The organism is Pseudarthrobacter kochi, from assembly GCF_055412805.1.
Genome location: NZ_JBVAYV010000066.1, coordinates 1 through 11,493, shown reverse-complemented (window position 1 = coordinate 11,493; position 11,493 = coordinate 1). Strand labels below are relative to the sequence as shown.

The following is an 11,493-nucleotide window of genomic DNA, read 5'->3' as shown; positions in this document are numbered from 1 at the left end:
AGCGTCATGCGGTGCCACCGCCGGGGCCGCCATGGCATCGGTGGCCCGCAGATAGGCCGCGCCCAGCCGCACCTTCAACGCCGCAGCCCGAGCCTCCCACCGGGCGACCTCGGCCAGCCCGTCCAGGCAATCATCCGCCAAATCCCGCAACGGATCGTCCCCCAACGGACCAGCACCCCGGCCGACACCGGCCACGGACGGACCACCGCCGTCAGCGCCGGCCCCGGCGACGGAATCCAGCGCCGCCGTCAACACCGCGACAGCCGCCACAGCCGCCCTGCCATCGGCACTCCAGTCCGTGCTTTCCATACACCCAAACTAGCGCGCACCTACGACATTTTTCACGAACCGGCCCCGGGCAGCGGGACGGGCGCCGGCAGCTGCCGGCGACCCGGATGTGGATGGTCTTCAAAGCACAATCGCGTTCCCGGCCAGGACAAGGTCCAGTGCCGTCGGCGCAAACTTTCCACGCCGCCGACGGTCAGCGACGCCCTGCTGCCAGGCACCTGTCTTCGCGCCCGCGTTCACCTGATTCTCTTACGGTGGCTCTAGCCCAGCGCCCGGGGATGCGCGGCGGCGTAGATCTCCCGCAGGGTGTCCGCCGTGACCAGGGTGTAGACCTGCGTAGTGGTCACAGACGCATGGCCCAGCAGTTCCTGGACCACCCGGACGTCGGCCCCTCCCTCGAGCAGGTGCGTGGCGAAGGAGTGCCGCAGAGTGTGCGGCGAGACGTCCTTGGTGATGTTGGCTTTCTCTGCGGCCGTCTTGAGGATGGTCCAGGCGCTCTGCCGGCTGATCCGTCCGCCGCGGGCGTTCAGGAACAGCGCCGGGGTCCCCTTGCCCTTGGCGGACAAAAGCGGCCGGCCGCGGACGAGGTAGGCGTCGAGGGCGCGGGCACCGAACGATCCCAGCGGGACCAGCCGTTCCTTGGAACCCTTGCCGAACAGCCGGACGATCGCCGGCCCGGCGTCGGACCGTCCGTCCTGCTCTGGCGTATGGAGCGAAACGTCGTCGACGTCGAGGCCCATGGCTTCGCTGATGCGGGCGCCGGTGGAATAGAGGAACTCCAGCAGTGCCCTGTCCCGCAGGCCGGTGGCGGTGTCGGTGCCGACCGCTTCCAGGATCCGCGTGACCTCGTCGACGCTGATGGCCTTGGGCAGGCGTTTGCCGGGCATGGGCGGGTGAACGTCGCTGGCCGGGTCGGTGGGGGTGACGCCCTCAAGTGCCCAGAACTTGTGGAGCCCGCGCACGGCGACCACGGTCCGCGCCGCCGAGCGGATGCCCAGGGCCGAGCCGCCGTCGGACCCGTCGGAGAGGGCCTGGACGAAGCCGGTGACGTCATGCCGGGTGATCTCGGCGGGGCGCTGGCGGCCCGCCTGGGCGAGGTGCCGCGCGTAACGAACGAGGTCCCGCCGGTACGCGGAGAGGGTGTTGGCCGCGAGCCCCCGTTCCACCCCCATGTGCTGCAGGTAGTCCGTCATGGCCCGGTCGATCGCTGTGAGCGGCCGGGCAGGGGCCTCTGCGGGGGCTGCCTTCGCCGGGGCTGGAGGCACGGGATGCGCAGGAGCGGGCGGCTCGGCAGTCAGCGGTTCCGTCATCAGCGCTGGCTGGGATGCGCCGGCCACGGCGCGTCGCCCGGACGGAGGCTCGTGAAGTTGTCGGCACGGGCGGCCGCGGCCGCCAGGACGCCGACGACGGCGGACGGGTTGTGCAGGCGCCCCTCCAGCACGGCCAGGACGGCCGCTTCGAGCGGGATCCAGTGCAGCTCGATTTCCGCTTCCTCGTCGGTGCGGACGTGGAGTTCGTGGCCGGGCACGTCGCTGAGATCCCGGGCGAGGTAGATGCGGATGGCCTCGCTGGAGGAACCGGGGGAATTGAAAAAGTCGGCCAGCACGTTCCACGTGCCGGCGACGAGGTCGGCTTCCTCGGCGAGTTCCCTGGCCGCGCCGGCTACAAAGTCCTCGCCTTCGACATCGAGGAGCCCGGCCGGGATCTCCCACAGGTCCATGCCGACGGGGTGCCGGTACTGCTTGATCAGCAGCACTTCGCCGGCGTCGTTCATCGGGAGGATGGCCACCGCGCCGGGGTGGTCGATGTAGTCGCGGACGAGCGGATCGCCGTCGTCGTTGAGCTGGAAACTGTCACTGACGACGTCCCAGATCCGGCCTTCGTAGACAGTCCTGGACGACAAAAGACGGCGCGGGCTCGGTTCGTCCGAAACCTGCCGTGCAGCATTGGGGGTTTCAGGGATACCGGGCATCGCGCCGTCCTTTGATTCAGTGGGGAGTTACTTCGACACTGCCGGGGAAGGCTTGGCGGCGGCCGGAGCCTTGGCTGAGGCGGCCGTGGCGGCGGTGCTTCCGCCGCCCTTCTGGTGCTCCAGGGCTGCCTTCACCAGTCCCGTGAAGAGCGCGTGCGGCCGGGTAGGGCGTGAGCTGAGTTCCGGGTGCGCCTGCGTGGCCACGTAGTACGGGTGGACCTCACGGGGAAGTTCCACGTACTCCACCAGCTTGCCGTCGGGTGACGTTCCGGAGAACACCAGTCCCTGGGCGGCGATCTGCTCGCGGTACTTGTTGTTGACCTCGTAGCGGTGGCGGTGCCGTTCGCTGACCGTGGTGGTGCCGTAGGTCTCGGCGACCACGGAACCCTCGTCAAGCTTGGCTTCGTACAGGCCCAGGCGCATGGTGCCGCCGAGGTCGCCCTTGCCGTCGACGATGTCCAGCTGCTCTTCCATCGTGGCAATCACGGGGTACTTCGAATCCGGCTCGAACTCGGACGAGGAAGCGCCCTCGAGGCCGACCACGTTGCGGGCGTACTCGATCACCATGCACTGCAGGCCCAGGCACAGGCCCAGGACGGGGAGCTTGCTTTCGCGGGCGTACTTGAGCGCGCCGAGCTTGCCTTCGAGGCCGCGGATGCCGAAGCCGCCGGGGACACAGATCGCGTCGACCCCATCGAGGGACTTGACGGCGCCCTCATGGGTTTCGCATTCGTCCGAGGGGACCCAGCGGATCTTGACCTTGGTGTCATTGGCGAATCCGCCGGCACGCAAGGCCTCGGTCACTGACAGGTAAGCGTCCGGCAGGTCGATGTACTTGCCGACCAGGGCGATCTCAACCTCGTGCTTGGGGTTGTGGACCGCGTCCAGGAGCTTGTCCCAGCTGGTCCAGTCAACATCCTTGAAGGGCAGGTCGAGGGCGCGGACGATGTAGGAGTCCAGACCCTGGGAGTGCAGGGTCTTCGGGATGTCGTAGATGCTCGGGGCGTCCGGGCAGCCGATGACGGCGTCGATGTCGACGTCGCACATGCGGCCGATCTTGTCGCGCATGGGTTGCGGCACTTCGCGGTCCGAACGGATCACGATCGCCTCGGGCTGGATGCCAATGGAGCGCAGCGCGGCAACGGAGTGCTGCGTCGGCTTGGTCTTCAGTTCCTGCGACGGGCCGATGTAGGGCACGAGGGAGACGTGCAGGAAGAAGACGTTTCCGCGGCCGATGTCCTGGCGGACCTGGCGGGCGGATTCGAGGAACGGCTGGGACTCGATGTCGCCCACGGTGCCGCCGATTTCGGTGATGATCACGTCGGGGGCGTGCTTGCCCTCGGCGGGAAGCCGCATGCGCCGCTTGATTTCATCGGTGATGTGGGGGATGACCTGGACGGTGTCGCCGAGGTATTCGCCGCGGCGTTCCTTGGCGATAACCGTCGAGTAGACCTGGCCGGTCGTGACGTTGGCCGAGCCCTCGAGGTTCTCATCGAGGAAGCGCTCGTAGTGGCCGATGTCGAGGTCCGTTTCGGCGCCGTCGTCCGTTACGAAGACTTCGCCGTGCTGGAAGGGGTTCATCGTGCCCGGATCCACATTCAGATAGGGATCGAGCTTTTGCATTGTTACAGACAAGCCGCGTGCCCGCAGGAGGTGACCGAGGCTCGAAGCCGTCAGTCCCTTACCGAGCGAGGACGCCACACCACCGGTAACGAAGATGTGTTTGGTCGTCTTGGACGAGCCCGGAAACCGGGAATTTACACGGGAATTTGATCGCTGCACCACGGAGTTCGAGCCTATCATCAATTGAGCCTTCCAAGGGTCTGTTCGCGGCAGCCCGCTGTGATTGTCATCCCAGTACAGGCCGCCAGTACTGTCCGGCCGCTGGCAGTCGGAGAACCTGCTCAGGCCTGCTGCGGCAGGAGCCTGGCGTCGTCCAGCAGTTCCTGGGCGTGGGCCTGGGCGGATTCGGAATCCTCCTGGCCGGCGAGCATGCGGGCCAGCTCCCGGACGCGCTCCGCTTCGTCGAGGAGTTGGACGTCACTGGAGGTGAAGCCGGTAGCCGAGGCCCCGTCGGCGCCGCGCACGGAGGTCTTGGTGACCCGGATGTGCTGGTCGGCGAAGGCTGCCACCTGCGGCAGGTGGGTCACCACGAGCACCTGGACGTGCCGGGCGAGCATCGCCAGCCGCCGGCCGATCTCGACGGCGGCGCGGCCGCCCACGCCGGCGTCGACCTCGTCGAAGACGAACGTGGGGACCGGGTCGACGGCAGCCAGCACCACTTCGATAGCGAGCATCACGCGGGACAGTTCACCGCCCGAGGCGCCCTTGCCCAGCGGGCGGGCGGGGGCGCCGGAATGCGGCTGGAGCAGGAAGGAGATCTCGTCCGCGCCGAACGGTCCCGGCTGCCCGCCTGATTCGACGTTGATCATCAGGGTGGCGTCCGCCATCGCCAGGGCCTTGAGTTCCGCGCTGACCCGGGCGGAGAGGTCCTTGGCGGCCTTCTTCCGCAGCTTGCTGATCCCGGCGGCCTGCTTGGCCAGCTCGGCCCCGGCGCGGGCCACCTCGGCGTCCAGCGCCTCGATCCGGGTGGTGTCGTCCTGCAATTCCAGGAATCGTGTCCGGGATTCCTCAGCCCACACCAGCACTTCGTCGATGCTCGGAGCGTACTTGCGCACCAGCTTGGCGAGGGCTGCGCGGCGGTCCTCGATCTCGGCGAGCCGTTCCGGGCCCTCGGTGTCGAGGGCGGCCTGGTAACTTGCGAGTTCGGTGGCGATGTCGTTGAGCAGGAAGCCGACCTCGGCCAGGCGTGCCGCCGCGGACCCGAGTTCCTCGTCATGTTCGGCGACATGCTCCAGGGTGCGCTTGGCGGCGTCGACCAGCGCCGTGGCGTCGTTGCCGTCGCCGAAGTCCTCGGCGATGAGCGCCTGATGCGCGGTGGTGGCCGCGATCCGCAGTTCCTCGACGTTGGCGAGCTTGACGGCCTCCGCCTTGAGCGATTCGTCCTCGCCCGGCTGCGGGTCGACGGCGTCGATCTCGGCCAGGGCAGCTTCCAGGGATTCGGCCTCGCGGAGGCGTTCCCGGGCGGCGCTGCGGAGCTCATCGAGTTCGGCCTGGCTGGACTTCCAGTGGGCGTGGAGCTCCTGGTAGGTCCCGAGTGTCCCGGCGAGGCCCTCCCCCGCAAACTTGTCGAGGGCGCCGCGCTGCGCGACCGGGTTCTTGAGCCTGATCTGCTCTGATTGGCCGTGGACCACCACGAGGGTTTCGCCGATCTCGCTGAGCACGCCCACGGGCGCGGCGCGTCCGCCGAGGTAGGCGCGGCTGCGGCCGTCCGCACCCACTGTGCGGGCGAGCAGCAGCTCTGCGCCGCCGTCGACGTCCTCGATGTCGGCCCCGGCCTCCCGGGCGCGGGCCACGGCCGGGTGCCCGGCGTCGAGCTTCACGGTGGCCTCAGCGGAGGCGCTCTTCGCGCCGCTTCGCACAGCGCCGGCGTCGGACCGTGCGCCGAGCAGCAGCCCGACGGCGGTCACCACCATGGTCTTGCCGGCGCCGGTTTCACCGGTCACGACGCTCAGGCCAGGGCCGAGGGGCAGCGTGGCGTCGGTGATGACGCCGAGATCGCGGATTCTCAGTTCTTCAAGCATGGGTCACTTCGCAGTCGATGGATCAGGGGTCTCGCCGGGACCTGCGTACGGCGGCCCGGCCTGCGGCGGAGTTGGCAGCGGAGGCATCGGCCGGGGCGTGCGGATCACGGGCACCGGCCCGGTATGGATCGCTGCGGCCTGCGGCATGGGTCCGCGCCAGCCCTGGATGGGCAGTTCGAACTTGCGGACCAGGCGGCCGGAGAACGGCGTCTGGTGGGTGCGGGCCAGCCGGACGGGCGTGGCGGAACGGGTGACTTCCACGCGCGCTCCGGGCGGGAGGTCCACCGAGCGCCGGCCGTCGCACCACAGGACGCCCTGGGCGTCGGTCCGGTTCAGGATTTCGACGGCAAGCCGGGACCGGGGTGAGACCACCAGCGGCTTGGCGAAGAGCGCGTGGGCGCTGATCGGCACGATCAGCAGCGCCTCGACCTCAGGCCACACCACCGGGCCGCCGGCGGAGAAAGCGTAGGCCGTGGAGCCGGTGGGGGTTGCCAGGACAACGCCGTCGCAGCCGAAGGAGGTCAGTGGGCGTTCGTCGACTTCGGTGACCACCTCGAGCATCCGTTCCCGGTTGCCCTTTTCGATCGCGGCCTCGTTGAGGGCCCAGGTGTGCCAGATCTTCTGGCCGCGGACCCAGACCTGGACGTCAATGGTCATCCGCTCTTCCACCGTGTACTCGCGGCTCGCGATCCATTCGACGGTCTGGGCGAGGTCGGCCCGCTCACTCTCGGCGAGGAAGCCGACGTGGCCGAGGTTGACGCCGAGCAGCGGCACGTCGACTTCGCGCACCAGTTCCGCCGCGCGGAGGATGGTCCCGTCGCCGCCGAGCACCATCACGAGCTCGACGTCGGGCAGCATCACGTGGTCATGGAGGATCTCGACAGGATGGTCGAGGCGACCGAAGAAGCGGACCATGTCGCCGAGCTCGGATTTCAGCATCACAGGAACGATGCCGGCGTCGTGGAGCCGGGCGCACGCTTCCCAGGCAGCCTTGAGGGACTCCTCACGGCCGGTGTGGGCAAGGATGAGGACACGCCTGCTCATCGGGTTCCGCCTTCTGGTGCTTCTAGTACTTGGGCCAGATCGTTCCGAGTAACGCAGCAACGGCTGCGTCCCGCTCTTCGATCTTAGGCAGGTCTGTTCGGATCCCGCGCTTTATCCACAGGAAGTACTCGACGTTTCCGTCCTGGCCGGGCAACGGGCTGCTGGCGAGGCCCTTCAGTTCCAGCCCCGTATCCATGGCTTCCGCCGCGACTTTGCCCACCGCGAGGCGGCGTTCCCACTCCGAGGTGACAACGCCGGTGCGGCCCAGCCGGTCCTTGCCGATCTCGAACTGCGGCTTGACCATCAGGACCAGGTCGCCGCCGGGCACTGTGCACGCTGCGAGGGGCGCCAGCACAAGGGTGAGGGAAATGAACGAGAGGTCAGCCACCGTCAGCGCCACGGGTCCCCCGATCTCAGCCGGTGTCATGTACCGGACGTTGAGTCCTTCGTGGACGGAGACGCGGGGGTCATTCCGGATCACGGGGACCAGTTGGTCATGGCCGACGTCGACGGCGACCACGTGGTCCGCGCCGCGCCGCAGCAGCACCTCGGTGAAGCCGCCGGTGGAGGCGCCGGCGTCCAGGCAGCGCTTGCCCTGGACCTCGACGGCGGGAAAGGCGTCCAGCGCGCCGGCGAGCTTGTGCCCGGCACGGCTGACGTAGTTGTCCTCATCGGCGGCCGCAACGTCCAGGCTCGTGTCGTCCTGCACCTGGAGGGAGGCTTTGGCGAGCACTTCCCCGTTGGAGCTGACTTTGCCTTCGGCGATAAGGCGTGCGGCATGGGTACGGGACCTCGCCAGCCCGCGGCCGACGAGGGCCTGGTCAAGCCTGCTCATGCGTGGCATCCCTTGGTGACGTGGTGGTTCCGGACTCGTTCAGGGCGGCCAGCAGTTCGTCATGCAGGCCGGCGTAGACGTCCCCGTGCAGGGCAACCGGCAGGCCGGGCAGTTCCTTCAGGCGGTCCAGCAGGGCGGCGACTTCGGGGTCCGTGGAGGGGACATGGCCATCGGCTTCGCCGGGTTCCGCCGCAGGCACCGGCCAGCTGACCTGGGCTTCTCCGCCGTCGGGGTCCGTTTCGGTGATGTGTTTCTGCTCGGTCATGGTCCCCAGTCTAGTGATCCAGCAAGGCTAGTGATCCAGCCATTCGAGCACCGGTGCCAAGGCAGTCGTGGTGTCGGGGTTGGCTGTCCACCAGGCCGAGCAAGCGGCCCGCCAGGAGTCAAGGTCGCCGGGATCGCCGCTGACGCGGACGCTCTGTCCGTGCACGACGGCGGTGGCCGCGCCGCAGCGGTGCTGCCCGGCGTCGAGCTCAATTTCCGGGTAGGGGCGGTAGAGGTCCGTGAGGTCGTTGATGAGGAAGTCGGGCCGTTCCAGGGTGCGGGCGGCCAGGATCGACTCCTTGGTGTCGACGCCGGTCAGGACGGCGACCGTGGCGAAGCCGGCGTTGTTGCCGCCGAGGATGTCGGTGTCCAGTCGGTCGCCGACGACCAGCGGCCGGTCGGCTGCCAGGCGCTTGGCGGCGGCGTGGAACAGCGGCGCTTCCGGCTTGCCGGCGACCAGGGGCTGTTGACCGGTGGCGGCGGCCACGGCCGCGACCAGGGTCCCGTTGCCGGGCGCCATGCCGCGGGCCTGGGGAATGGACATGTCCGTATTGGTGGCCACCCACAGGGCTCCGCCGGCAACAACGTAGGCCGCTTCCGCGAGGTCTTTCCACCCAAGGTCCGGATGGAACCCCTGCACGACGGCGACGGGCTGCTCCGATTCGCTGCGGACGGGCACCATCCCCGCGAGTTCAATCTCCTGGGCGAGGGAGTCCCCGCCGGTAATCAGGACGCGGGCACCGGCCGGCAGCAGGGAAGCCAGCAGCTCCCCTGCCGCCTGCGAGGAGCTGACCACCTGGTGGTCCTCCGCCGGGGCGCCCAGATCGCGCAGGTGCTGCGCCACCTGGGAGGGAGTCCGGGAGGCGTTGTTCGTGACGTAGCCCAGCCCGACGCCGATCCCGGCGAGCCTGCGCAGGGACTCCACAGCGCCCGGTATGGCGTGCGGGCCCGCGTAGACGACGCCGTCGAGATCGGCCAGGAGGGCGTCGAAGGTTGAGATCAGCTCCGCTGCAGCCATTCCTGCTCAGCCCTCGGAGCGTTCCGGCTCGCGGGAGTCGGCGTCGAGGGAATCCACTTCGTGGGAGCCGTCGTCGTGGGAGCCGTGTCCGGTCTCGCCGGAGCCGTCACCGGAGAGTACCTCCGAGCGGTCCAGGGCGTCCTTTTCCACCGAGTCGTCATCGGACTCAGCGTCGTCGGACTCCCAGAAGTCGGGTTCGGCGTCGTCGGACCCTTCATCAACGGCGTTCGCTGAGGTTTCAGTTGATTCCTGGAGACCGGCAACGGCCTCGGCGCTGGCAGCACGCGGTGCGTGCTCCCCGGAAGCCGCGGCGGACCGCTGGGCAGTCTGCTCGGCAAGGAGCCGGCGCTGCTGCGCTTCCTCACGGGCTTCCTCTTCCTCGTCCCAGCCGAGGTCGATGATGTCCGGGTCCTCCTGGACATCAAGGCCGAGGGCGTTCTCGGCGACCGTGGCCTGGCGCTGCCACTTCTCCGCTTCGGCCGTGCGTCCCACCGCGGCCAGCGCCTCGGCGTAGGCACGGAAGAGGCGCGGGCTGTAGGAGAAGGCGCGGTTGATGTCGAGCTGGACGATTTCCAGTTCGGAGACGGCGGCGTCAAGCTGGCCGAGATCTGTCCGGGCGCCGGCCGCCACGATGGCGAGCTCTGCCTTGCCGGGGGCGTCGAGGTCCTTGGCTTCTTCGGAGCGGGCCATTTCCAGGGCGCGGTCGGGCCGGCCGAGTCCACGTTCGCAGTCAGCCATGACCGGCAGGTGCATGTTGGAGCCACTGATCCGCCGGTAGGTGCGGAACTCGCGCAGGGCTTCGCCATAGTGGCCGGCGGCGTAGGCGGTCAGGCCCACGGCTTCACGGACGGCCGCGAGGCGGCCACCGCGGCGGCTGGCCGCGAGGGCGTGCTGGAAGGCAAGCTCCGGCTCGTCGTCGATCAGGCGCCCGGCCATTACGAGGTGGCGGGCCACCCACTCGGCGCTGTTGTCCTCGAGCGTCTTGATCTGGTGCTGCGTGGCGCGGTCAAGTTCCTTGCCCGTGACGTCGTCGTCGATCTGCGGTGAACGCTCGCGGTCGGGACGGTTGGCGCTGCGGAGATCGCGGGCGTTGGGGACGCGGACCGGGCGGTCTTCGGGACGGTCCCGGCCGAACTGGCGGGGACCGGAGTCGCCGCGGTCAAAGCCGTGGGCAGGCCGGTCGTCACGGCTGCCGAAAGGCTTACGATCACGATCGCCACCACCGCTGTACGGCGGCTTGCGATCGCCCGCACCGGCACCAAAGCTGCGGCGCTCCCCGCCACCCTCACGGGGCGCACGGTCACCATATGGCTTACGATCGCCCGCACCGGCACCAAAGCTGCGACGCTCCCCGCCACCTTCACGAGGCGCACGGTCACCATACGGCTTACGATCACGATCGCCACCACCGCTGTACGGCGGCTTACGATCGCCCGCACCGGCACCAAAGCTGCGACGCTCCCCGCCACCTTCACGAGGCGCACGGTCACCATACGGCTTACGATCGCCCGCACCGGCACCAAAGCTGCGACGCTCCCCGCCACCCTCACGAGGCGCACGGTCACCATACGGCTTGCGATCGCCCGCACCGGCACCAAAGCTGCGACGCTCCCCGCCACCTTCACGAGGCGCACGGTCACCATACGGCTTACGATCGCCCGCACCGGCACCAAAGCTGCGGCGCTCCCCGCCACCTTCACGAGGCGCACGGTCACCATACGGCTTACGATCACGATCGCCACCACCGCTGTACGGCGGCTTACGATCGCCCGCACCACTGAAGGGCTTGCGATCGCCTTCTCGTGCCGGACGGTCGCCGAAAGGCTTGCGGTCACGATCGTTGGAGGAAGGCCGCTCTCCCTGGGCCCCCCGGTCATCGCGGGCACGGTACCCGCGGGGGTCGCCGCCGGAATTGTTGGTGCCGCGGAATCCTCCGCCGCCCGAACTGCGTCCGCCGCCAAAGTTGCCGCGGTCGTTGCCGACGCGATTTCCGTCGTTGTGCTCAGCCATGCTGGATTCCTCCTGTTGTGAGCTGACCACTGGCGCAATCGCAGCCGCTCTATTCCGTGTTTCGTTCCTACGCAACCCGAAATCAAGCGCTTCGAAGTCCGTACATCTCATCCAATTCTAAGCGAGTCCCCTGCGCCCGGCTAACGGCAGGGGCTGTTAGGGCCGTCCCGGTGTCAAGCCTCACAAGCCGGCGCCGCTCTGGGTATTTTCGGCCCCGAACTGCGGGAGGGTCCGGGATCTTACGTCACGATCTGCGGGAGGGTTGGACGGTAGACCGCCGGAGCTGAGGGGGTGTGTTTATGTGAAGGGGGGTTAAATGCGGGAGGACCCCCAACTGTGTTGGGGGTCCTCGACCGTTTAATGATGTTCCGGCGGTGACCTACTCTCCCACACCCTCCCGGGTGCAGTACCATCGGCG

10 protein-coding genes and 1 pseudogene are annotated in these 11,493 nt (G+C 68.7%); 1 reads left to right on the top strand and 10 read right to left on the bottom strand.

The window, feature by feature from the left end; genetic code table 11:
- From ACZY0Y_RS18715 to ACZY0Y_RS18670, 10 genes and pseudogenes are all read right to left on the bottom strand, one after another.
- A pseudogene (locus ACZY0Y_RS18715) lies at positions 1–309 on the bottom strand (hypothetical protein); the annotation flags it as partial.
- 239 nt (positions 310–548) lie between these two features.
- Entirely contained in the window at positions 549–1,598 is a 1,050-nt protein-coding gene (xerD, locus tag ACZY0Y_RS18710) for a site-specific tyrosine recombinase XerD (RefSeq protein ID WP_463886173.1), read from the bottom strand.
- Positions 1,598–2,260 carry an NUDIX domain-containing protein gene (locus ACZY0Y_RS18705; RefSeq protein ID WP_463886171.1) on the bottom strand — a complete coding sequence of 221 codons (663 nt, stop codon included), beginning with the start codon at positions 2,258–2,260 and terminating at the stop codon, positions 1,598–1,600. The genes xerD and ACZY0Y_RS18705 overlap by 1 nt, the downstream gene beginning before the upstream one ends.
- A gap of 27 nt (positions 2,261–2,287) precedes the next feature.
- On the bottom strand, positions 2,288–4,063 hold the full coding sequence (gene pyrG, locus ACZY0Y_RS18700) for a CTP synthase (RefSeq protein WP_463959732.1): 1,776 nt from the start codon (positions 4,061–4,063) through the stop codon (positions 2,288–2,290).
- A 101-nt stretch (positions 4,064–4,164) separates the two neighbouring features.
- Positions 4,165–5,904 (bottom strand): DNA repair protein RecN, encoded by a 1,740-nt coding sequence (gene recN / locus ACZY0Y_RS18695; protein ID WP_463959731.1) that lies wholly within the window; start codon positions 5,902–5,904, stop codon positions 4,165–4,167.
- 3 nt (positions 5,905–5,907) lie between these two features.
- Positions 5,908–6,948 (bottom strand): NAD kinase, encoded by a 1,041-nt coding sequence (locus tag ACZY0Y_RS18690; protein ID WP_463886165.1) that lies wholly within the window; start codon positions 6,946–6,948, stop codon positions 5,908–5,910.
- A 22-nt stretch (positions 6,949–6,970) separates the two neighbouring features.
- Positions 6,971–7,783, bottom strand: coding sequence for a TlyA family RNA methyltransferase (locus ACZY0Y_RS18685; RefSeq protein ID WP_463886163.1), 813 nt, complete (start codon positions 7,781–7,783; stop codon positions 6,971–6,973).
- A complete protein-coding gene (locus ACZY0Y_RS18680) occupies positions 7,770–8,048 on the bottom strand; it encodes a hypothetical protein (protein ID WP_463959729.1) in 279 nt (92 codons plus the stop codon). Before ACZY0Y_RS18680 ends, ACZY0Y_RS18685 begins: the two co-directional genes overlap by 14 nt.
- Positions 8,049–8,075: 27 nt before the next feature.
- Positions 8,076–9,065, bottom strand: a complete 990-nt coding sequence (locus ACZY0Y_RS18675; protein ID WP_463959727.1) for an HAD-IIA family hydrolase — start codon at positions 9,063–9,065, stop codon at positions 8,076–8,078.
- A gap of 6 nt (positions 9,066–9,071) precedes the next feature.
- On the bottom strand, positions 9,072–10,019 hold the full coding sequence (locus ACZY0Y_RS18670; RefSeq protein WP_463959725.1) for a tetratricopeptide repeat protein: 948 nt from the start codon (positions 10,017–10,019) through the stop codon (positions 9,072–9,074).
- A 213-nt stretch (positions 10,020–10,232) separates the two neighbouring features.
- Here ACZY0Y_RS18670 and ACZY0Y_RS18665 point away from each other — a divergent pair, with 213 nt between their 5' ends.
- The gene (locus tag ACZY0Y_RS18665) at positions 10,233–11,096 is read left to right on the top strand and encodes a hypothetical protein (RefSeq protein WP_463959724.1); all 864 of its coding nucleotides are present in this window, start codon (positions 10,233–10,235) and stop codon (positions 11,094–11,096) included.
- Positions 11,097–11,493 lie beyond the last annotated feature (397 nt).